The sequence below is a fragment of the Ruegeria sp. AL3 genome (assembly GCF_056536065.1).
On sequence record NZ_JBQFJG010000002.1, the window covers coordinates 111,080 to 131,072 of the forward strand.

General features: G+C 59.5%; 21 protein-coding genes. 8 read left to right on the forward strand and 13 right to left on the reverse strand.

Annotated elements, in window-relative coordinates; genetic code table 11:
- The first annotated feature begins 32 nt into the window (after positions 1-32).
- Complete coding sequence (locus tag ACR3E6_RS16885; protein ID WP_210092967.1) at positions 33-503, forward strand: tetratricopeptide repeat protein; 471 nt, start codon at positions 33-35, stop codon at positions 501-503.
- Between the two features lie 30 nt (positions 504-533).
- On the opposite strand, the gene ACR3E6_RS16890 is transcribed toward ACR3E6_RS16885, so the two are convergent.
- From ACR3E6_RS16890 to ACR3E6_RS16915, 6 genes are read right to left on the reverse strand one after another with little or no spacing between them, the layout of a single operon-like run.
- On the reverse strand, positions 534-1,595 hold the full coding sequence (locus ACR3E6_RS16890) for a TRAP transporter substrate-binding protein (RefSeq protein WP_152460164.1): 1,062 nt from the start codon (positions 1,593-1,595) through the stop codon (positions 534-536).
- Between the two features lie 24 nt (positions 1,596-1,619).
- Positions 1,620-2,909 carry a TRAP transporter large permease gene (locus tag ACR3E6_RS16895; protein ID WP_152460165.1) on the reverse strand — a complete coding sequence of 430 codons (1,290 nt, stop codon included), beginning with the start codon at positions 2,907-2,909 and terminating at the stop codon, positions 1,620-1,622.
- Positions 2,910-3,497, reverse strand: coding sequence for a TRAP transporter small permease (locus tag ACR3E6_RS16900; protein WP_171638394.1), 588 nt, complete (start codon positions 3,495-3,497; stop codon positions 2,910-2,912).
- Between the two features lie 53 nt (positions 3,498-3,550).
- Entirely contained in the window at positions 3,551-4,066 is a 516-nt protein-coding gene (locus ACR3E6_RS16905) for a flavin reductase family protein (RefSeq protein ID WP_480488285.1), read from the reverse strand.
- A complete protein-coding gene (locus ACR3E6_RS16910; protein ID WP_480488287.1) occupies positions 4,066-4,956 on the reverse strand; it encodes an aldo/keto reductase in 891 nt (296 codons plus the stop codon). Before ACR3E6_RS16910 ends, ACR3E6_RS16905 begins: the two co-directional genes overlap by 1 nt.
- Entirely contained in the window at positions 4,956-6,110 is a 1,155-nt protein-coding gene (locus ACR3E6_RS16915; RefSeq protein ID WP_480488289.1) for an LLM class flavin-dependent oxidoreductase, read from the reverse strand. The genes ACR3E6_RS16910 and ACR3E6_RS16915 overlap by 1 nt, the downstream gene beginning before the upstream one ends.
- A gap of 105 nt (positions 6,111-6,215) precedes the next feature.
- Between ACR3E6_RS16915 and ACR3E6_RS16920 the strand changes: the two genes are divergently transcribed.
- Complete coding sequence (locus ACR3E6_RS16920; protein WP_171723837.1) at positions 6,216-6,926, forward strand: GntR family transcriptional regulator; 711 nt, start codon at positions 6,216-6,218, stop codon at positions 6,924-6,926.
- Between the two features lie 12 nt (positions 6,927-6,938).
- Complete coding sequence (locus ACR3E6_RS16925) at positions 6,939-8,033, forward strand: Gfo/Idh/MocA family protein (protein ID WP_480488291.1); 1,095 nt, start codon at positions 6,939-6,941, stop codon at positions 8,031-8,033.
- A gap of 76 nt (positions 8,034-8,109) precedes the next feature.
- Here the strand turns inward: ACR3E6_RS16925 and ACR3E6_RS16930 are convergent, their stop codons facing one another.
- Positions 8,110-8,751 carry an NAD(P)-dependent oxidoreductase gene (locus ACR3E6_RS16930; RefSeq protein WP_480488293.1) on the reverse strand — a complete coding sequence of 214 codons (642 nt, stop codon included), beginning with the start codon at positions 8,749-8,751 and terminating at the stop codon, positions 8,110-8,112.
- 12 nt (positions 8,752-8,763) lie between these two features.
- Positions 8,764-9,651, reverse strand: a complete 888-nt coding sequence (locus ACR3E6_RS16935; protein WP_480488295.1) for an EamA family transporter — start codon at positions 9,649-9,651, stop codon at positions 8,764-8,766.
- Between the two features lie 77 nt (positions 9,652-9,728).
- Here ACR3E6_RS16935 and ACR3E6_RS16940 point away from each other — a divergent pair, with 77 nt between their 5' ends.
- Positions 9,729-10,238, forward strand: a complete 510-nt coding sequence (locus ACR3E6_RS16940; RefSeq protein ID WP_480488297.1) for a MarR family winged helix-turn-helix transcriptional regulator — start codon at positions 9,729-9,731, stop codon at positions 10,236-10,238.
- Positions 10,239-10,420: 182 nt separating this feature from the next.
- On the opposite strand, the gene ACR3E6_RS16945 is transcribed toward ACR3E6_RS16940, so the two are convergent.
- The 3 genes from ACR3E6_RS16945 to ACR3E6_RS16955 all read right to left on the reverse strand — a co-directional run bounded on the left by ACR3E6_RS16945 (position 10,421) and on the right by ACR3E6_RS16955 (position 12,509).
- Positions 10,421-10,765, reverse strand: coding sequence for a TetR/AcrR family transcriptional regulator C-terminal domain-containing protein (locus ACR3E6_RS16945; protein ID WP_210092974.1), 345 nt, complete (start codon positions 10,763-10,765; stop codon positions 10,421-10,423).
- Between the two features lie 478 nt (positions 10,766-11,243).
- A complete protein-coding gene (locus ACR3E6_RS16950; RefSeq protein ID WP_480488299.1) occupies positions 11,244-11,420 on the reverse strand; it encodes a hypothetical protein in 177 nt (58 codons plus the stop codon).
- Between the two features lie 177 nt (positions 11,421-11,597).
- The gene (locus ACR3E6_RS16955; RefSeq protein ID WP_480488301.1) at positions 11,598-12,509 is read right to left on the reverse strand and encodes a LysR family transcriptional regulator; all 912 of its coding nucleotides are present in this window, start codon (positions 12,507-12,509) and stop codon (positions 11,598-11,600) included.
- 225 nt (positions 12,510-12,734) lie between these two features.
- Between ACR3E6_RS16955 and ACR3E6_RS16960 the strand changes: the two genes are divergently transcribed.
- The 4 genes from ACR3E6_RS16960 to ACR3E6_RS16975 all read left to right on the forward strand — a co-directional run bounded on the left by ACR3E6_RS16960 (position 12,735) and on the right by ACR3E6_RS16975 (position 16,448).
- On the forward strand, positions 12,735-14,402 hold the full coding sequence (locus ACR3E6_RS16960; RefSeq protein ID WP_480488303.1) for a GMC family oxidoreductase: 1,668 nt from the start codon (positions 12,735-12,737) through the stop codon (positions 14,400-14,402).
- Positions 14,403-14,752: 350 nt separating this feature from the next.
- On the forward strand, positions 14,753-15,142 hold the full coding sequence (locus ACR3E6_RS16965; RefSeq protein ID WP_171638368.1) for a COG4315 family predicted lipoprotein: 390 nt from the start codon (positions 14,753-14,755) through the stop codon (positions 15,140-15,142).
- A 47-nt stretch (positions 15,143-15,189) separates the two neighbouring features.
- Positions 15,190-15,699: an RNA polymerase sigma factor gene (locus ACR3E6_RS16970; protein WP_480488305.1), complete on the forward strand. Its 510-nt coding sequence runs from the start codon at positions 15,190-15,192 to the stop codon at positions 15,697-15,699.
- Positions 15,696-16,448: an anti-sigma factor family protein gene (locus ACR3E6_RS16975; protein ID WP_171723845.1), complete on the forward strand. Its 753-nt coding sequence runs from the start codon at positions 15,696-15,698 to the stop codon at positions 16,446-16,448. The genes ACR3E6_RS16970 and ACR3E6_RS16975 overlap by 4 nt, the downstream gene beginning before the upstream one ends.
- Before the next feature lie 5 nt (positions 16,449-16,453).
- Here ACR3E6_RS16975 and ACR3E6_RS16980 read toward each other — a convergent pair whose 3' ends face one another.
- Entirely contained in the window at positions 16,454-18,187 is a 1,734-nt protein-coding gene (locus ACR3E6_RS16980; protein ID WP_171723846.1) for a SulP family inorganic anion transporter, read from the reverse strand.
- 114 nt (positions 18,188-18,301) lie between these two features.
- Positions 18,302-19,984 (reverse strand): bifunctional protein tyrosine phosphatase family protein/NAD(P)/FAD-dependent oxidoreductase, encoded by a 1,683-nt coding sequence (locus ACR3E6_RS16985; RefSeq protein ID WP_171723847.1) that lies wholly within the window; start codon positions 19,982-19,984, stop codon positions 18,302-18,304.
- Positions 19,985-19,993 lie beyond the last annotated feature (9 nt).

The following is a 19,993-nucleotide window of genomic DNA, read 5'->3' on the forward strand; positions in this document are numbered from 1 at the left end:
GCGGCCCCGACCCAGAAGAAGGCAACGATCCCATGCGCCAGCTTGTTTTTGCCCTTTGCGTATTTGCGTCTCCGGCTCTGTCTGAACTGGAACAAGCCCGCGATATGATGGAAGCCGGACAGTTTGCAGCTGCGCGCGAGGAACTTCTTCCAGCCGCGCGCTCGGGCAACGCCGAGGCTGAAGAGTTGATCGGCGTGATGTACGGGCTGGGTTTGGGAGTCGAGCAGGATTACGAACGGGCCTTTGAATGGTATCTGCGCGCCTCGATGAAGGGGCATCCGGGGGCGCAATCGGGCGTTGGCTGGTACTATGAATTGGGTCTGGGCATGCCCGCGCCCGATCTGGTGCGAGCGTATATGTGGTACACGCTCAGCGCCATTGGCGGCGACCCCGACGCGGCGATCAGCCTTGAGGAAGTGGTCAAGAAAATGTCGCCGGAGCAGATCGAAAAGGCGCATGTTCTGGTCAACGACTACAAAGGGTGGATGTACCCGTTTCGGTGAGGGCCAGGCCGCAAAGCCCGGCCCAACCGTTCACTTCAGATCCGCATCACGAGCGGCGTTGACGTCCGCCTCAGCCGCCGCGACCGCCTCGGTCAGTGCAGCAAAGATCTCGTCGCCACGCGCAACGTTGGACTGGAACCAATCATAGACTGGCGTTGCGGCCTCTTTGAACGCAGCCTTCTGATCGGGTGTCAGCACATAGAGGTCTCCGCCACCGGCGACGAAATCTTCATAGGCTTGGATCGACTTGCGCTTGGGGGAGGCGAAAGTGGCCTGTTGCAGGGCATAAAACCCGTCGACAACGACGCGGCGCAGATCCTCGGGCATCTCCTGGAACTTGGCGTTGTTCATCCACCACAATGCGCCCATATAGGCGTGGCCGTCCAGCGTTACGTATTGCAGGCCCGCATCCGGGAATTTCATGCCCATGATGTCGGTGATGCCGTTCTTGGATCCTTCAACGACACCGGTCTGGAAGCTGGTGAACAGTTCCGGCCACGGGATCGGGGTGGGCGACGCACCCAGCGCCTTGACCAGTTCCTGCGGCAGGTCGGCGACGACGGTGCGGATTTTCAGACCTTCCATATCCGCGGGCTCGGCAATGCGGCGCTGTGTGTTGGCAAAGTTGCGCCAGCCGCCTGTGTTGCCGATGGTCATCAGACGGATTGCGCCGCCCGAGTCCTCAAGCGCCATGTCGCGCATTGTGCGGGTGAAATCGCCCGACAGGACATGCTCGGCAATGCGGTCATCGGCCATCAGATAAGGCAGGTCCAGAACCTGCACGTAAGGAAAGATGCCTGAGGCACCGCCCGAGGTCGAGATGTAGATGTCGATGGTGCCGTCTGCCACGCCCTGTAGACACTCAGCACCGTTCGAACAGAGCTGCGTGCCGATGAACAGTTCAACCTCGATGGCGCCGTTCGAGGCAGATTCGACATAGTTCTTGAAGACGATCAGACCGTCATAATCCTCATCGTTTTCGTTCGAATTTGCGGTTGCGCGCAGCGTATAATCGGCGGCTGTCGCAGCCATGGCGGACGCCGCCACCAGCGATGTGGCCACCGCTGCGGTTTTGATGAATTCTCTGAGCATGCGTTTCCTCCCTGTGGAACTCAGTTAGTTGGCAAATCCCGTTATCCTCGGGATCGTCATGGATAGTGCGGGTATGTAGGTGATCAGGAAAATCACGATGATTTCGACCGCCAGGAACGGCAGGATCGCCTTGGCGATGGTTTCAACCCGTTCGCGCGATACGGCGGCGGCCACGAACAGCACAAGGCCCATTGGCGGGGTGGCGAGGCCGACGGTCAGGTTGACGCTCATGATGATGGCGAAATGGATCGGGTCGACGCCGAGACTGGTGAAGATCGGTCCAAGGATTGGTCCAAGGATGATGATCGCGGGGCCTGCGTCCAGGAACATGCCGACGATGAACAGCAGCAGGTTGATCAGGAACAAAAGGATCAGCGGGTTTTCTGACAGGCTGAGGATCAGCGAGGCCAGTTGTTCCGGCGCATGGCTGAGGCTGACGACCGTCTTGAACGCCATCGCAGCACCAACCAGCAGCAGAACAACGGCTGAAGTCATGCCTGCATTGCTGAGCACCTCGGGGACCTCTTTCCATGTCAATGTCCGCAGGATGAAGAACCCGATGATGAAGGCATAGCCCACGGCGACTGCCGCAGCCTCGGTCGGTGTGAAGATACCACCCAGAATACCGCCCAGAATGATGACCGGTGTCATCAATGGGAAAAAGGCCTTCAAACTGGCCTGACGCCGCTCGGGCCATGTGTATTTGCGGCTGGCGACGGGGAAGTCATAGCGGTCGGCCATCAGTTTGATCATCAGCATCAGACCGACACCGACCATCACGCCCGGCACGATCCCCGCAAGGAACAACGCGGCCACGCTTTCGCCCATCACATAGGCGTAGATGATCATGATGCCCGAGGGCGGAATGATCGGCCCGATCACGGAACTTGCCGCCGTGATCGCGGCGGCGAATTTCCGGGTATAGCCCTGTTTCTCCATCGCCGGGATCAGCATCGACCCTAGCGCCGAGGTGTCCGCCACGGCGGATCCCGAGAGGCCCGCGAACAGGATCGAACTCAGCACGTTCACATGCGCCAGACCACCGCGCAGATGACCCATCAGAGCCTGCGAAAACTCGACAAGGCGGATGGTGATGCCGCCTCGGTTCATGAGCTCTCCGGCCAGCATGAAGAAGGGGATCGCCATCAGAGGGAAGCTGTCCATGCCGTTATAGACATTGCGATACAGCAACGTGATGTCGTTCGTCTGGCCGTTCAGCCACAGCAGGATACCGGGCGCCGCCAGCAAAGCAAAAAAGACCGGCAGGCCGATCAGCAGGAAAATCAGGAAGGTGGGCAGGAACCAGATCAGCACTTATTCGGCCCCCACTGCCGCATCAGGAATTTCAGGCAACAGGTGGCCGCCGCCCAGCAAGGTGATGAAGGATCGCAGGATCAGCTCGATATTCACCGAGATCAGCAGGATGATCCCCACCAGCAGCGATGCCATCATCCAACTGCGCGGAATGCGATACCATTCATCGAACCCGAAAGAGGTGGGCAAATACAGCGCGGCAGTGGCGAATTTTCCGCCAAAGCCGGTAACCTCAGACCAGCCGATATTGACCGCGACCAGCAGGACGGCGAACGAGAGCAAAAGCAGGAACAGATTCAGCGTTTGACCGATGATACGGGGAAGGAAGCGTTCCAGCATGTCTATGGCCACAAAGCCGCCACGCCGAAAGGCGGTGGGCGCCATTAGACCGGTCATCCACAACATGCAGAACCGCGCTGCCTCATCCGGCCACGGCAGCGCATTGCCCAGAACGTATCGGAAAAACACCTGGATCAAGATTGCGATCACCATGAGCGCAATCGCAACAACACCAAACGCCCGGCCCAGACGCAGCACGGTTTCGTTCACGAATGCAATCGGTGCAAGCACCGATGCCAGTCCGCCCATGCGGATCCTCCCTTGGTCAGCCGTGGGTGTCCCCCACGGTCATCAAATCGCGCTTAGACTTTCGCGAATTGGCCGAGTTTCCCGGCATAAAATGTCAGCGCGTCTCCATCCGACATGCTGGCCTTGAGAACCTTTCCAACCACAATAACGTGATCGCCTGCATCGTGATACGCGTGCTGTTCGCATTCGAACCGCGCAAGGCAATCCGCCAACACCGGCGTCCCATTCTCACAGCGCTCGTGGCTGATGTCCCGCAGTGCAAATGCGTCTTTCGAGCAGCCGAAGCACAGCTCGGCCTGGTCCGACGACAGCACATGCACGCTGAAATGGCGGGCCTTGTGGAAATAGGGGAAGCGACGCGAGTTGCGGTCTCCGGCCCACATGATCAGCGGTGGGTCAAGCGACAGGGACGAAAAGCTGTTGGCGGTGATGCAGACCGGACCGTCCGCGCTGTCGCAGGTCACGATGGTGACACCGGTTGCAAAGCGGCCGAAGGCGTCGCGCAGGGTACGTGTGTCGTCCTTATGTGGAGTGAAGGTGCGAGTCATGTCCTTTGAGATTGCGTTCATCATGGTACCTCATGTCCCAGTGCCGCCTCGTACAGGCGGAACCAGCTTTCGCGATCCAGTTTGACTTTCAATGCGTCCGAGGCGCGTTTGATCCGGTCCAGATTGTTGGTGCCCAGAACCGGCAGGATGTTGGCCGGGTGGGCCAGCAGGAACGCCACAGCGACGGCGGCGCGATCTACGCCGAACCCGGCTGCGATTTCATCGGCAACGACCCCAACCGGCGGGTTTCCGGCCATCAACAAGCCTCCACCCAGCGGTGACCATGCCATCAACGGATGGCCATGCTGTTGGTGAAAGGCCAAATCACCGTTGGTGAATGAGCTGATCTGACCCAGAGAAATTTCGATCTGGTTGGTGACCAACGGCGTATTCATCGCCGATTGCAGCAACGACCAATCCCACGGGCGGAAGTTGGACACACCCACCGCGCCGACCTTGCCGCTGGCGACAACCTCATCCAGCGCTGCACCGGTTTCATGGTGGTCCATCATGGGATCCGGGCGGTGGATTAACAGCAGATCGATGTGGTCAATCGCCATTTCCGACAGCGACGTGTCGACCGATTTCAGAATGTGGGCGCGCGAGGTGTCGTAGTATTTTACCTTCGCATCCGCGTAACGGCCAACCGGCGCGACGATGTCGCATTTGGTGACGATCTCCATCTTCTGACGCAGGTTTGGATTGGCGCGCAGGGCGGCACCCAGCACGGCCTCGGCCTGGTAGCCGCCATAGATGTCGGCCTGATCGAAGGTGGTGATACCCTGATCCAGACAGGTCTGAATCTTGGCCTCGACATGGCCCGCGGACGTGTCACTGTCATCGCCCAACCGCCACATGCCATAGACAAGGCGGCTCATCTCCAGCGTGTCAGAAAGTTTCACACGTTGCATCAGCGGCGTTCTCCGTTGCCCAGCGGTGTGGCCGGGGTCGTTTTGGGAACCCTTCCGTAAGCTTCGGGAAGAGAACAGGTTTTCAAATTCGGCAACACGCGAGCGCCGAAATGGCGGGCTTCGTCCAGATGCGGGTAGCCCGAGAAGATGAAGGCGCGGATGCCCATCTTCTGGTATTCCTCGACCTTCGACATAACCTGATCCGTCGATCCGACCAGAGCGGCACCGCAACCAGACCGTGCCCGGCCAACACCGGTCCAGAGACCGGGTTCGACATAGCCGTATTCATCCGCCAGATCGCGGTTTCTGGCCTGATGCGCCACCCCCAGCGAGGTCGAATCCAGCGCCCGTTCGCGGATAGCGCGACCATATTCGTCGTCCAGCTTCGAGACGATGTAATCCGCGTATTCCTGTGCTTCAGCCTCGGTATCGCGAACGATCATATGGACACGCAACCCGTAATCCAGCGTGCGGTCGCAGTTTTCAGCGACGGCGTGAACGGCCTTCATCCGTTCAGCCAGTTGATCCTTGGTTTCAGGCCACATCAGGTAGACGTCACAATGCTCGCCGCACAGGTCCAGGGCAGAGGGAGAATAGCCGCCGAAATAAAGCAGCGGGCCGCCGGTCTGATATGGCTTGGCCGGGTCGGTGGTCAGGCCCGAGAAGTTGTAGACCTCGCCTGCATGATTGATCTCATCCTGCGTCCAGGCCTGTTTCAGAATCTCCACCACTTCGCGCGAGCGCTGATAGCGGAACGCGCTGTCGGCCTTCTCACCGGGAAAGTCGGATGAGATGATGTTGACCGTCAAACGCCCCTTCAGCATGTGGTCCAGCGTTGCGATGGTGCGGGCCAGCATGATCGGTTGCATCTCGCCACAGCGTACGGCGGCCAGCAGGTTGATCCGGTCGGTGATCGGAGCGCAGCCGGCGACAAAGCTCAGCGTGTCTTGACCGACCTGATAGGAGGACGGGCAGAGGATGTTGCGAAAACCCTGCGCTTCGGCCTCTTTCACAATGTTCGAGCAATGCTCCCAACTCGACCGCAGGTCACCGTCGGGAACGCCAAGGAACTGGTAATCATCGGAACACAGGGCAGCGAACCACGAAACTTCGGCCGCATCCAGATCGGGGGATGTGATGGGGACGATGCTCATTTGATTCACGCTCCGTACATCTTTGACTTTCCTCTTGCGTAGCAATCGCTTTGATGTAGATCAATAGTGTATCAATTTTTCCTGCGACCGAGTGAAGCGTCTGCCGTGCCTGCATCCAACCGAAACCCCAATGCTTTGCCGGTATATATTCAGATCGCGGAACTTCTGATCCGTGACATCGCGGCTGGTCGCCTTATTGACGGTGAACGATTGCCGCCCGAGCGCGAGATGGCCGCAGAGCTGAATGTCTCGGTTGGGACGCTGCGAAAATCGCTCTCAGAGCTAGAAAAAAAGGGGATGTTGGAGCGAATCCAAGGCTCGGGGAACTACATACGCGAGACCGGTACGCAAAGCAGCGTCTATGCAATGTTTAGGCTGGAACTGCCCGAAGGGGGTGGCCTGCCTCGTGCGGATATCCTGTCGGTTGACCATCTGAAAAAGCCGGTTGGTCTGCCAAAATTCGGTGCTTCTGACGCCGGTTCGCGTGTCCGGAGGATGCGCTACCTGAATGATACAATCATCGCTGTCGAAGAAATCTGGCTGGACGAATCAGCGGGCCTGATCGACCAGAGCCTGCTGTCCGACTCGCTCTATCGCTATTATCAGCGCCAGTTGGGCTTTTGGATCGCAAGAGCCGAAGACAGGGTTTCGGTCCGGCCTCTACCGGACTGGACACCTTCTGACTTCACCAAGCCAGCCGGCCAAGCAGTCGGTTACATCGAGCGGTTCAGCTGGTCGGAAAGCGCCGAACCCGTCGAATTCTCAAAAACCTGGTTCGACCCGGATCGGGCCAACTACGTTCAACGTCTGAAGTAGAAGGAAACGCACATGACCCGGACCATCAATTACGGGCTGATTGGATGCGGAATGATGGGGCAAGAGCACCTGCACAATATCGGATTGCTGGAAGGTACCAGTGTGGCTGCGATCTTTGAACCCGATCAGGAGATGGCAAAAGCCGCCAAGGCAATTGCGCCGACTGCAACCATGGCAGGTTCCGTGCAACAGCTTCTGGCGGTAGAGGAACTGGACTGCGTCGTCATTGTCAGCCCGAACCATCTTCATGTGGACCAGATCTGCGAAATCGCTGAAACACGTCCTCTGCCGCTTCTGGTAGAAAAACCATTGTTCACCGACCCGCAGGACGCGCCCCGGCTCGAGCAGTTGCAGCGCGACTACCCCTGCCCGATTTGGGTTGCGATGGAATACCGGTATATGCCCCCTATCGCTGCTTTGATCGACAAGGCCGAGGCGACAGGTGGGGTGAAAATGCTGTCGATCCGCGAGCATCGTTTTCCCTTCCTCAACAAGGTCGGCAACTGGAACCGGTTCAACCGAAATACTGGTGGTACTTTCGTCGAGAAATGCTGCCACTTCTTCGACTTGATGCGTCTGATATTGCGATCCGATCCGGTGCGCATCACGGCAAGCGGCGGGCAGGCGGTGAACCATCTGGACGAAAGTTACGACGGTCAAACCCCGGATATTCTGGATCACGGCTATGTTCTGGTCGACTTCGCTTCGGGCGCGCGCGCGATGTTGGAACTTTGCATGTTTGCCGAAGGCGCACGCTACCAAGAAGAAATATCGGCCGTCGGACCGGACGCCAAGATCGAGGCGTTTGTTCCCGGACCTGGACGATTCTGGCCCGACCATTTGGGTGCCCCGCCGCTGCCTCAGGTGATCCTGAGCCCGCGCAACCCCAAAGGTCCGGTATCAATGGACGTTCCGGTCGACCCCACCCTTTTGGCGGCAGGGGATCACAATGGGTCGACCTATTATCAGCACAAAGGGTTCCTGGCCGTGCTTCGTGGCGAAACAGCAAAACCGGATGTAAGTTTGAAGGACGGCCTCTGGGCTGTCAGGATGGGGCAAGCGGCACAACAGGCAATTGAAACCGGTGAAACGGTTTATCTGGTCTGACCTGCCCCCGCTAGTCCCTGCCCGGCCTGCTGGTCGGCTGGCCGGTCTGCCTTTCCCTGGCGCTCTTGAACAAGTGCTAGTAACCGACCGTGAACGCAGCACACTGGAAATTGGCTGATTGTGCCTCGTCTACCAGCGCAACGGCAAAGTCTTCCATCGATATCTCCGAATTGCCCAGTTCATCGACCAGCAGCGTGTCGGTGCCGGTTCTGAACGCGCCCAGGCGTGGGCCGGGCTGCAAAAGGGCTGGAGGGCTGGCATAAGTCCAATTTGCCGATGTTTCAGAGGCGCAGAGCTCCCATTGCGCCATCGATGCGCGGGCTGTTGGAACGATGTTGTCAGGCAAGAAATCCGGATCTGACAGAACCGTATGCGGACTGCCGTTTGGCAGATGCAGGCGCGCGGCGCCGCCAACGATGATCACCCGAAGACCCGTGCGTGAAGCAGCATTTAGGATCGAACGTGTCAGAGCCACGATCTCGCCTTCGCGCCCGGGCGGAGAGCGCAACGCGCTGATCGCAAGGTCCTGAGACTCCATGGCTTTGACGAGGGTTGCGGGATCTGTCGCATCCGCGATGACCGGTCTGACACCCTCGGGCAGCTTGGCAATCGCTGCCTCGTTTCGAATAGCTGCGGTTACGAGATGCCCGCGAGCAAGCGCTTCCGTTACGACGCGAGATCCGACATCGCCGGTGGCACCAAATACTATGAGTTTCATCAGAGTTCTCCTTTACGATGGGTGGCGGATGGGGTTTTTCGAAAGCTCAGATGGGCGGGTACGCGCCGCTCTTTGACCAACCCAGATTGCTGCAAAGACAAGCGCGGCGCCGGCGATTTGCATCTGTGTCAGCGCCTGACCCAGCAATGCCCAACCGATCAGAACGGCGGCGAGCGGGCTGAGAAAACCAAGCGCCGAGACGGCCCCTGGCTCTATCCGTGAGATACCGCGAAACCACAGGATATAGGTGAGCGCAGCCCCGATGAGCGCTAGGTAGAGGATGCCTGAGAGGTTCCGTGCATCCAGTGTTGGAAGCGGCGGCTCGATGAAGACGGCCAGAAGCACCAGCAACAAACCGCCGGCGGTCAGTTGCCAGGCGGTGAAGGTAAGCAGCGGCACCGGAGGTTGCCATTTCCGAGTCAAGACCGTGCCTGCCGCCATCGAGGCCGCCCCGCAAACTCCGGCAATCAAACCGATGGGATCAAGCCTTATACCTGACCCTAGGACAAGCAGCCCGACACCAAAGATGCCGATCAAGGCAGCCATCACGGCCGACGCTCTGATCGCTGTCCCAAGCAGCAGCGCGGCCAGGAACACGACGATCAGAGGCTGTATCGCACCGACTGTCGCCGCGACCCCTCCAGGCAGCCTATAGGCTGCGATAAACAGAAAGGCCCAGAAAAGCGTGAAGTTGAGCGCGCCGAGAACGAAAATGCGCAGCCACCAAATTCCTTTCGGCAAGCGCGGCGCCATTACCAGCAGCAGAAGGCCGGCAGGCAGAGCGCGCAGGGCGGCCATCGTCACCGGATACCCTGAAGGAAGGAATTCCGTCGTCACAAAGTAGGTGCTGCCCCAAACCAGCGGCGCAATGGCTGTTAGTGCAATGTCGAGATGTCTCATCGCGGATCTCCATTATCTTGATGTCAAGATATATCCATTTATCTTGACGTCAAGAGATAACTCCGCAATATAGTTTCATGGACCACGTAGACCGCATCATTGCCCAATGGAACAAGGCCCGGCCCGACCTTGATGTCGGACCGATGGAAATCATCGGTCGGCTGTCACGATTGACTTCCAAGCTTCGGGGCGAAATGGAAAGAACCTGGAAGGCTCATGGGTTGAACGCCGCCAGCTTTGATGTCCTGGCGACCCTGCGCAGATCCGGAAAACCCGATGGCTTATCCCCTGGAGCATTGCTGGATCTGACCATGGTGACCTCGGGAACAATGACCAATCGCATCGATCAACTCGTCAAACACGGCCTCGTCGAGAGGGTGCCAAACCCTGAAGACAAACGCGGGTTTCTGATCCGTTTGACAGAAGCCGGATTTGCGACGATCGAGAAAGCCGTCGTCGATCATGTCGACACACAGCATCACCTTTTGCGCGGACTAACCTCGGCAGAAGCCAAAGACTTGAACAGGCTTCTGAAAACGCTGGATGAAAGGATGAACTCCGAAAGCGCGGCGAATTCAAGCGATTAATCGTCGTTCAAGATGCAACGCATGACCACGACCTTTTGGTTCTATGACGCATCGATATGGGCGGCCCAGACCGGTCATCGCTTCTGCGGCGCCCGCCAGACCGGACTTTGGCCGCAGGTGCAAAGTCCTGAACCTTTCGAAGGTGCATTTCGCGGTACGAAGCGGGCGTTCGCGATCACGCGTCAAACGTCTGCTTTGTAGTGCGCCAGGAACATCGCGACGCAATCGTCCAAAACATCTTTGGGCGTCGGGTTTTTACCGAGGAAGAACTCTGGCCAGAAAAAGAAGTTCTTTACCAGCGCCAATAGCTGGTTGGTTGCAAAAACCGGATCAGCCTTTCGGATAACGCCCACATCCACGGCTTCGCTGAACAGCCTGGTAATTGGGTAATCAAGTGTCGCGGTTTCAGTGAAGAATTGCCGGGGCCGGTCAAGGTCACGGATCAATTCTGAGATGACCATCCGATTCAGTCCGATGGCCGTCTCTTCCGTAATCACCCCAATGCAGCGCCGCAAGGCTTCCTTCAATTGCTCGACGAAGTCACGATCCGGGTCAAAGGGCCGAAGGCGGTTCCGACCTATACCAACATGCTCATCGGCGGTCGGGGCATGCAGTCTCTGTTTTCCATCGGAGAAGTCTAAGCCGACAAGATCGTGCAGCCATCCCTGACCATCTACAGCAGTACGGCCTTCACCGCCCCTAGCTCAACGCAATTTGTCGGAAAGCTAACGAATAAGCACGAGGAACTGGCATTTGATCAGTTCTCGCACGTGGACTTCTACTACAAACCCGAGGCGGTAAAAGCATCGTCGGATGCGGTGGTTGAGTTCTTTGGCAGATAAACTGACAAGGCAGAGTCAGTCCGCGACCTCTGCCATTTTGGTTGGTCAATTACAGGATCGCTTGACCGTTCCCGTATGAGCTTTGCCGTCATCTTATGTGCGGGTTGCAGAACTCGGCCTTCGTTTCGGGGTGCTCGCCAAAGAGGTTACAGCCGATGAAGCGTCACGTATCGCCGTCCTCGACCCAGTGTCGTTTCTTGTCGTCGCCCGGGATCAGATCATAGGTTGTCTGAACGTCTTTCCCAATGTTTTTGGCGTGGAACGCGACAAAAAACGAAGGCGGCACGGTTGCACCATGCATGGTCTTCGCAGCAGCCGGGCCGATATCGTCACCACCCATTGTTTGAAACCCACCCCACTATGCAATAAGTTGTCCTGTGCTCACTTGCTGTCTGTGCAGAACATGGCACTTGGGGCCGACCAGGTTTATAGCGCCGCCCGCCGTACCACGCGCAGAACGCGCCGGATGGCAATTTGCAACACGCCTCAGAAGTATTTTGCAACCTCCCAGACGCGATCACCAGGACCGGAGCAACAGGTCAAATGTCTCGGCTATCATCGGGTTGTCTTTGCGACGTTCCAATGCCGCGAAACTCAGACACGCAGGAACAGACACGGAATTGCAGACGGCAAGCCCGAAGGATTGCTTTTGATGCAGCGCGATGGACTCGCGGCAGAGGCTCAGGCCAATGCCGGACCTGACCATTTCAAGCATCGAAGCTTCTTGATCCACCAGCGCAACCACGTTCGCGCGGCAGGCGTGACGTTCGAAAACTTTGGCCAGAAGGCGATGGTGAACAGAGGCTTCGGGCGTGCCGATCCAAGGAAGGGCTGCAAGCGAAGACCAGTCGGACTCTTCCACCTGCTTCTGCCAGCCAGCCGGTCCGATCACGCGATACGTGAATTCGGCCAACTTGATGGCATGCACCGGATCGTCTCCGTCCGACCCGATGCTGGATAGGTCATCGGGCCCACACAAGTAAAACCCGGCATCAACCCGACCCCGCTTGAGCCATGTCAAAATATCTCCGCTGACCCCGTGCTTCAGTTCGGTTTCAACATCAGGATGCTCTGCGCGCAAATACGCCAACAGACGCCCCAACCGGATGAACTCCGGATCGACGATCGTACCGATCGTCAGTTTTCCACTCAAGCGCCCAACGCGCAGGCGGGCGCTGCGTTGGAAATCACTGACTGCATCGAGGACGTGTTGAGCCTTCGCCAATACCGCAGTGCCGTCATGAGTGATCTGCAACCCGGTAGCGGTTCGGTTGAACAAGGTAAGCCCCGTATCTTCGGCAAGACGCTTGATTTGATGGCTGATGGCCGGCTGTGTCAGGTTCAGCACCTCGGCTGCGCGTGAAACACTGCCTTCCCGGGCCACCGTAACGAAGGCCAAGACGGGGTTAATGCTCGAAAACCGGTCCATATAAAATTTGCTAATATGGTATTGTGCAAATTGTCATTAGCTTTTTGCCTGCCGCTCCCGCAGAGATCGGTAAAACCAGCGTTCCGGGAGGGGGCGTGAACCACATCGTTGGCTTGTGGCGGAGAAAACGTGCCGCATAATCGTGCAGCCTGCAAGAGAACAGCATACCTTGTTCCCTCTGGCGCACAACTGGCAACGAAAAGACAGAACAGGTGGAAGACAAAGATGTCTGATGGCGCAAACAGGTACGACTATATTGTGATTGGCGGCGGTTCGGCCGGGTGCCTGATGACCAACAGGCTGAGCACCGATCCAGGGAACCGGGTTTTGCTGCTTGAGGCGGGCAAGCCCGATACCTATCCTTGGATACACATTCCGGTTGGCTATCTCTATTGCATCGGCAACCCGCGCGCAGACTGGATGTACAAAACCGAACCCGCTAAGGGGCTGAACGGGCGCAGCCTGCTTTACCCGCGCGGGAAAGCGCTGGGCGGGTGTTCCTCAATCAACGGGATGATCTATATGCGGGGCCAGGCCCGTGACTATGACAACTGGGCCAAGCTCACCGGTGAAGAGGCATGGAACTGGGAAAACGCGCTGGCCGACTTCAAGGCTCATGAGAACCACTACCGGTTGGATGACGGCGCCGATCCGCGCACCGGCGACAACAGCCGGTTTTCCGATCTGCACGGGCATGGCGGCGAATGGCGGGTGGAAAAACAGCGACTGCGCTGGGATGTTCTGGACAGTTTTGCCGAAGCCGCGGTCGAATACGGCATCCCCAAGACCGATGATTTCAACACCGGCGACAATGCCGGGGTTGGCTATTTCGACGTCAACCAGCGTTCTGGCTGGCGTTGGAATACCTCCAAGGCATTTCTGCGTCCCGCCAAGTCGCGCCCGAACCTGACGATCTGGACCGAGGCGCAGGTTGAGAAACTGACTTTCGAAACAGGCGAGACCGGTCGGTTGCATTGTTCCGGGGCAGTTGTCTGCCACAAAGGACAGCCCGTTGCGGTCGAGGTCTCAAAGGAGGTGGTTTTGTCTGCGGGCGCCGTGAACTCGCCGCAAATCCTGCAACTGTCGGGGATCGGCCCGGCGGCGCTTCTGAAAAAGCACGGAATTGATGTCGTTATGGATGCGCCCTATGTGGGCGAGAACCTACAGGATCACCTGCAAATTCGCGCGGTCTACAAGGTCAAGGGCACCAAGACGCTGAACACCCTGGCCAATTCGCTGATAGGCAAGGCCAAGATCGGACTGGAATATGTGCTGAAGCGCTCTGGCCCGATGAGCATGTCGCCCAGCCAGTTGGGGGCTTTCACCCGGTCTGATCCGGCAAGACCACACGCCAACCTCGAATACCACGTCCAGCCGCTGAGCCTTGAGGCGTTTGGCGAAGACCTGCATGATTTCCCCGCCATCACCGTCAGCGTCTGCAATCTGAATCCGACCAGCCGCGGGCATGTCCGCATCGCGTCTTCGGATTTCCGTCAGCCGCCCCAGATTACCCCCAATTATCTCGACACAGACGAAGATCGCAGGGTTGCCGCTCAAAGTTTGCGGCAGGTACGCGAAATCATGTCTCAGCCCGCGATGGAAGCTTACGAGCCGGAAGAGTTCAAGCCGGGCATTCAGTATCAAACCGACGAGGAACTGGCCCGTTTGGCAGGCGACATCGCCAGCACGATCTTTCACCCGGTTGGTACGATCAAGATGGGCCGAGAGGATGATGAAACCGCCGTTCTCGATTCGCATTTGCGCATGAAGGGGGTGATTGGGCTGCGCGTCGTTGATGCCTCGATCATGCCAGAGATCACCAGTGGAAACACCAATTCGCCCACGATCATGATTGCAGAAAAGGCCGCAGGCTGGATGCTGGCCGGTCAATAAATCCTGTAGGCATCCGGGTGCAACAACTTCCCAGAGGAACCACGCGCAAGCCGTTCTCCGATCTTCCGGTGACCGGCGTGAGAGTCGCCAACTTTGGCCGGTATATCACCGGTCCTGCTGTCGCAATGTTGCTGGGCGATCCGGGCGCGGCATCAACGATGTTCCGATCGCTCCGCAGCGACCCGACATCCACTTCCCGATGTCTTTGTCCAATCAACCGGCATTTGGCGCGGCACGCATGACCCTGCCGGGCGCGAATAAAATTCAAGCCCGGGGGAATAAACCCGATCGCCTGCGTGTAAGTGTCATATCTGCGATGATGCAGACGCCCGACACGGAGGAACACCCGAATGACCCGCACTTCTTTTGCGCTGACCGCATCCACCCTGATGGCATGCGCCCTTGCAACCGCCGCCGCAGCTGGCGACGCCCCGGTCCTGACCGGGAAACTGGGCGATCAGACTATTTTGATGGATGCCAACAAGATGACTCTTTATACGTTCGACAAAGACGAAACGGGCAAGTCCTACTGCTATGATCAATGCGCAGTGAACTGGCCGCCGCTGACCGCAGCCGCGGGAACCGAACTGCCCAAGAACTATTCGTTGATCCAGCGCGACGATGGAACAATGCAGGTCGCCTACAAGGGCCAACCGCTGTATCTGTGGATCAAGGACAAGCAACCCGGAGAAATGACCGGCGACGGCGTTAAGGGCGTGTGGCATACCGCGCGGCCCTGATTGCGGCGCCAGGGGGCGGTCCGACCGGGCCGCCTTTGGCTTAGACGATGACACGGACATTCGACCAGCAACTCGAAGACGCCTTGCCCGATCTGTGGCGATTTGCGTTTTCACTGACCCGGAATCGCGACCTGGCCGACGATCTGGTGCAGGATGCGGTCTTGCGCGCGATCCGAAAAAAGGGGCTCAGATGGCCGGGCCACCCGGTCAAGCCCTGGGCGATGAAAATCCTGCTTAATTGTTTTCGCAATGACCGGCGGCGCGCTGCGAATCGTCCCGAAACCGATCCTCGGGCGTTGGATCAACTGGTCTCGCCCGGGGCGACCGCCGAAGAGCGATTGGAACTGCGCTGGCTGTGGCGTCGGATCGACGCCTTGCCGGAGGATCAGAAACTTGTTCTGCTGGCGGTCACCATCGCGGGGTTGACCTATGCCGAGACCGCCCGATTGCTGGGCGTCCCGCAGGGCACCGTCATGTCTCGGTTGTCCCGGGCCCGGACACGGCTGCAAGCCCCGGAAGAACAGGCGGGCAAATCACGATTGCGGAGCATGACATGACGACCGAACCGAACATGGACACTCTGATTCAGGCCGCAGTCGACGGCCAGTTGACGCCATCTCAGCAGGACCGTCTGGACCGGCACCTTGCCGCACATCCCGCCGACCGTGCGCGGCTGGCGGCAATGATCCGGCAGGCGGGAATAATGCGCATCTCGGTGCCGCAGCCCGATCCCGCGCAACTGGACCGGCTGATGCACAGGGCGCGCGAGGGCACCAGTCACGGTGTATTAGGGCGGCTGGCCGCAGCGGTGGCGATCTTTGCCTTGGGTCTGGGCAGTGGTCTGCTCCTGTCGCGGGATTCTGTCAAGCCCGAGAAATTGATGGCGCAGGCACCAATTCAGGCGGCAGCGGCACACGCCCTTTATTCACCCGAGGTTCTGCACCCGGTCGAGGTGTTCGCCGATGAGCGCGAGCATCTGCAAACCTGGCTCAGCAACCGGCTGGGCGCGCCGGTGATCGCGCCGGAACTGGGAGAGACCGGCTACCGGCTGATCGGAGGTCGGCTGCTGCCACTGGGCCAAGGCCCGGCGGCCTTCTTCCTGTACGAAAACGAATCCGGCGACCGCCTCAGCCTGTTTGCCAATCTGACCACGGACCCAGCTCGAACCTCGTTTCAATACCGGCGCGACGGGGATTTGGGCATCGTGTTCTGGCAGGATGGGCGGTGGGAATATTCCATGGTGGGCCGCTCCGGTCGCCAGGTCATCGAAACCATCGCGCGCAAGGCCCATGAAGAACTGATCTGACAGGGCTATTCCGCCGCGCGCACCGGTTCGCGGTCGGTCAGGGATTTCCACGCGTCATACTGTGACAGAAAGACCTTGCCGTTCAGGTCGTCGAGGAAGTGGGACTGTTTCAGCCTGTCCATGACCGGGCCTTTGACCTCGCTCAGATGCAGACCGACGCCCATGTCGCGCAGGCGGTCATTGATCGCCTCGAGGCTTTCCAGCGCCGAAAAGTCGACCTCGTTCACCGCCGAGAACATCAGAACCACGTTGCAGATCTCGCAGCCTTCGGTCACGCGCGACTGGATCAGATCCTCGAGGAAGCGGGCGTTCACAAAGTACAGGCTTTCATCCACCCTCAGCGTGACCAGCGTGGGGTCGGTCTCGACCTTGTGGCGCAGGATGTTGCGGAAGTGCTGGGTGCCCGGCACCAGCCCCAGCTCGGCCACATGCGGGCGCGAGGTCTTGTACAGATGCAGCAGGATCGAGATCGCCACACCGCTGGCCACGCCGGTCTCGACCCCGGCCAGCAGGGTCAGCAGGATGGTGGCGGCCACGGCGGCAAAATCGGCCCGCGAATAGCCCCAGGTCTTTTTCAGGATCGAGAAATCCACCAGGCTGAGCACCGCCACGATGATCGTAGCGGCCAGCGTTGCCTTGGGCAGGAAGTAGACCAGCGGGGTCAGGAACAGCGCGGCTATCGCCAACCCGATGGCGGTGAAGGCACCGGCCGCAGGGGTTTCGGCGCCCGCATCGAAATTGACCACCGATCGTGCGAATCCCCCCGTAACGGGGTATCCCCCGGAGAACGCGGCGCCCAGATTGGCCGCCCCAAGGCCGATCAGTTCCTGATCCGGGTCAATACGCTGGCGTTTCTTGGCGGCCAGCGTCTGCGCAACCGAAATACTTTCGACGAAGCCGATGATCGAGATCAGTATGGCGGGCACCAGCAGCGCGCCGATCAGGTCCGAAGACAGTCCCGGCAGGGTCAGCGGCGGCAGGCTCTGAGGCACCTCGCCGACGATCTTGACACCCCGCGCGTCCAGCCCGAAGGCCCAGACCGCAACGGTGGTTGCCACAACGGCCGCCACTGGCCCGGCCTTGGTCAGCACATCCGCCAGCAGCGGTGGCACCCCGATGCGTCGCAGCGCGGGTTTGAGGTTCTTGCGCACCCAGAACAGGAAGGCCGTTGCCAGCACGCCGATCACCAGGGCGATCCCGTTGGTCTGGCCGAGATTCTCAACGATCGATCCCAGCATCTCGGGCAGAGTATGCCCATGCGCGCTGACCCCCAGGATGTGCTTGAGCTGGCTGGTGGCGATCAGGATGCCCGATGCGGTGATGAAGCCCGCAATTACCGGATGCGACAGGAAGTTGGCCAGAAAGCCCAGCCGGAACACGCCCAGCAACACCAGGAACCCGCCTGACAGAAAGGCCAGTGTCAGCGCCGCCACCGCATATCCGGCGGTGCCCTGCTCGGCCACCTGCCCCACGGCGCTTGCCGTCAGCAGCGACACCACCGCCACCGGCCCCACCGCCAGCGCCCGACTGGTTCCAAAAACCGCATAGAGGATGATCGGCACGATAGAGGCATAGATCCCCGCCTCGGGCGGCAGCCCCGCCAGCAGCGCATAGGCCAGCGATTGCGGGATCAGCATGATCGTGACGATCACTGCGGCGATCAGGTCGTTCGACAGCGCCGCCCGATCATACCGGCGGCCCCAGTCGAGAATGGGAAGGTAACGATAAAGGCTCTGCATGGGGTTTCGTCCTGAAAAGGCGGCGGTCAGCACGAGATGGCTCTGACCGCCAGATCAAGGCCTGACTTGCGCGAAGACAGGACAGAACTTGCGTCGGTTTCGGGGGTGGGCGGCTTATTCAGCCGCGACTTTCAACGGTTCGGGCTTGGCCATCCATTCCTTGCCCTTCAGCATTGCCGACCAATAGACCGGTGGCAGCAGCTTTTCCTTGAGGAACCAGGCCGCGCGGCTGGGTCTGGTGCCGTCGATCAGGAATTTTGGGAAACTGGGTTTCAGAACACCGCCATACCCGAACTCGGCCAGCACGATCTTGCCGCGCTCCACCGTCAGCGGGCACGAGCCATAGCCGTCATAGGCCGCCACCGGCGAGCGCCCTTCGATATCGGCCAGGATGTTGTCGGCCAAGGTCGGCGCCTGCTTGCGCGCGGCGGCCGCGGTTTTGGCGTTTGGGGCGTTCATCACGTCGCCCAGAGACCAGATGTTGTCAAAGCTCTTGTGCCGCAGCGTCGCCTGATCGACATCGACCCAACCCGCCGCATCGGCCAGCGGCGAGACCCGGATGAAGTCCGGCGCCACCTGCGGCGGGCAGACATGCATCATGTCGAACTCGACCGTCACCTGCTCGGGCTGCTCATCGGGTTTGGCCACCGTGAACGTGGCCGTTTTCGCGGGACCGTCCACTGAAACCAGATTGTGAAAGAAATTCAGCGTGGCGTCGTATTTCCTGACGTACTCCATCAGCGCCGGGACATAGTCCTTTACCCCGAACAGCACCCCGCCCGCGTTCATGAACTGGATGTCGATATCCTTCAGAACCCCGCGCCGGACCCACGCATCGCCCGACAGATACATCGCCTTCTGCGGCGCGCCGGCACATTTGATCGGCATCGGCGGTTGGGTGAACAGCGCGCGGCCCGCCTTCAGCCCTTCGACCAACTGCCAGGTATAAGGCGCCAGGTCATAGCGATAGTTCGAGGTCACCCCGTTACGGCCCAGCGTTTCCTCCAGCCCCTCAACCGCGCCCCAGTCCAGCTTGAGCCCCGGAGACACCACCAGACGGTCGTATTTGACGACCCGGCAACCATCCAGAATCACGGCGTTGTTCTGCGGCTCGAACGCGGCCACAGCGGCCTTGATCCATTTGACTCCCCTCGGGATCAGCGAACCCATCGTCTTGGCCGTCTGTTCGGGCGTGAATACGCCGCCGCCCACCAGGGTCCAACCGGGTTGATAATAATGCACGTCGGACGGGTCGATGATGGCGATCGACAAGTCGGATTTGCGCGCATGCAGGCTGGCGGCGGTGGCGATGCCCCCGGCGCCGCCGCCTACGATCACCACGTCAAAGGACGCATCCCCCGTGTCGGTCGGGGTCTTGCCGCCATTGGCGATTCGGCGGGCGACGCCGCTCATGTCGTAACCGGCGACCTTGGTGGCCGTCAGAATCTCGGAGACGGGCCGCTTGTGCGCTGCCTCGTGCAGCGACCACAACGTGGCCGAGCGCGTGCCCGTCCGGCAATAGGCCAGAACCGGGCCCGGCAACTCGGTCAGGGTACGGCCAAATGCCTGCGAGTCATCATCCTTGACCATCCCGCTCTGTACCGGGACATAGCGCGCCTCAAGGCCATGTTTCCGGGCCGCAGCCTCGATCTCGTCAAAGCTGGGCTGATCGGCACCTTCGCCATCGGGCCGGTTGCAGATGATCGCCCGAAACCCCGCCGCCTTGACGGTTTCCATGTCGCCCGGCGTGATCTGCGGCGAGACCGACAGTGCGTCTGATATTTTCCTAATATCCATGTTGCCTCC

Coding starts and splice junctions, on each gene's coding strand:
- ACR3E6_RS16905 (WP_480488285.1), bottom strand. CDS start 4,066: ATGAACGCAATCTCAAAGGACATGACTCGCACCTTCACTCCACATAAG.
- ACR3E6_RS16940 (WP_480488297.1), top strand. CDS start 9,729: ATGGACCACGTAGACCGCATCATTGCCCAATGGAACAAGGCCCGGCCC.
- ACR3E6_RS16930 (WP_480488293.1), bottom strand. CDS start 8,751: ATGAAACTCATAGTATTTGGTGCCACCGGCGATGTCGGATCTCGCGTC.
- ACR3E6_RS16965 (WP_171638368.1), top strand. CDS start 14,753: ATGACCCGCACTTCTTTTGCGCTGACCGCATCCACCCTGATGGCATGC.
- ACR3E6_RS16935 (WP_480488295.1), bottom strand. CDS start 9,651: ATGAGACATCTCGACATTGCACTAACAGCCATTGCGCCGCTGGTTTGG.
- ACR3E6_RS16925 (WP_480488291.1), top strand. CDS start 6,939: ATGACCCGGACCATCAATTACGGGCTGATTGGATGCGGAATGATGGGG.
- ACR3E6_RS16970 (WP_480488305.1), top strand. CDS start 15,190: ATGACACGGACATTCGACCAGCAACTCGAAGACGCCTTGCCCGATCTG.
- ACR3E6_RS16975 (WP_171723845.1), top strand. CDS start 15,696: ATGACGACCGAACCGAACATGGACACTCTGATTCAGGCCGCAGTCGAC.
- ACR3E6_RS16900 (WP_171638394.1), bottom strand. CDS start 3,497: ATGGGCGGACTGGCATCGGTGCTTGCACCGATTGCATTCGTGAACGAA.
- ACR3E6_RS16955 (WP_480488301.1), bottom strand. CDS start 12,509: ATGGACCGGTTTTCGAGCATTAACCCCGTCTTGGCCTTCGTTACGGTG.
- ACR3E6_RS16980 (WP_171723846.1), bottom strand. CDS start 18,187: ATGCAGAGCCTTTATCGTTACCTTCCCATTCTCGACTGGGGCCGCCGG.
- ACR3E6_RS16915 (WP_480488289.1), bottom strand. CDS start 6,110: ATGAGCATCGTCCCCATCACATCCCCCGATCTGGATGCGGCCGAAGTT.
- ACR3E6_RS16890 (WP_152460164.1), bottom strand. CDS start 1,595: ATGCTCAGAGAATTCATCAAAACCGCAGCGGTGGCCACATCGCTGGTG.
- ACR3E6_RS16910 (WP_480488287.1), bottom strand. CDS start 4,956: ATGCAACGTGTGAAACTTTCTGACACGCTGGAGATGAGCCGCCTTGTC.
- ACR3E6_RS16950 (WP_480488299.1), bottom strand. CDS start 11,420: ATGGGTGGTGACGATATCGGCCCGGCTGCTGCGAAGACCATGCATGGT.
- ACR3E6_RS16885 (WP_210092967.1), top strand. CDS start 33: ATGCGCCAGCTTGTTTTTGCCCTTTGCGTATTTGCGTCTCCGGCTCTG.
- ACR3E6_RS16985 (WP_171723847.1), bottom strand. CDS start 19,984: ATGGATATTAGGAAAATATCAGACGCACTGTCGGTCTCGCCGCAGATC.
- ACR3E6_RS16960 (WP_480488303.1), top strand. CDS start 12,735: ATGTCTGATGGCGCAAACAGGTACGACTATATTGTGATTGGCGGCGGT.